The organism is Granulicatella sp. HMSC30F09, from assembly GCF_001806915.1.
Classification (GTDB): Bacteria; Bacillota; Bacilli; order Lactobacillales; family Aerococcaceae; genus Granulicatella; species Granulicatella adiacens.
Genome location: NZ_KV786428.1, coordinates 41995 through 42595 on the forward strand (window position 1 = coordinate 41995; position 601 = coordinate 42595).

At 41.9% G+C, this 601-nt stretch carries 1 protein-coding gene; it reads right to left on the reverse strand.

What is annotated here, in order from left to right; genetic code table 11:
• The coding region (locus HMPREF3103_RS06400; RefSeq protein WP_210387110.1) for an Ig-like domain-containing protein at positions 1 to 601 on the reverse strand (601 nt) is incomplete at both ends.

Consider the following 601-nt stretch of genomic DNA (forward strand, 5'->3'; position numbering starts at 1 on the left):
TCTGGTGTTCCAACAAAATCTTTATTCGGCGTGAACGTTACTTCTCCGGTAGTTGGATTTAATTTGTACGTTCCCACTTCTTTGCCATCTTTCATCGCTGGTAATTCTGTCTTATCTGTTGGGTCTCCTGTTTCTGGGTCGATGAATTTCGCTGGTTGATCACCATCGATTTTCATTGGAACGTCTGGATCTCCCGCTGTAAATTGCGGTGTTTCTTTTTGTTCTTTCCCTTGTTTTCCAGTTGATGTTTTATCTTCACCGCTTGGCGTTACTTCCGTTACGGTTGGCGTGTACTTCGCTGTTGCCGGAGTGCCGTTGGCATCTTTAGCTTGTACAGTGACACCTTCTGGTGTTCCAACAAAGTCTTTATTTGGAGTGAACGTTACTTCTCCTGTAGTTGGATTTAATTTGTACGTTCCCACTTGTTTACCATCTTTCATTGCTGGTAATTCTGTTTTGTCTGTTGGTTCATTCGTTGTTGGATCTATAAACTTCACTGGGTTTGAAGCATCAATCGTAAGTGGAACTTCTGGATCTCCCGCTGTGAATTGCGGTGTTTCTTTTTGTTTTTTCCCTTGTTTTCCAGTTGATGTTTTATCTT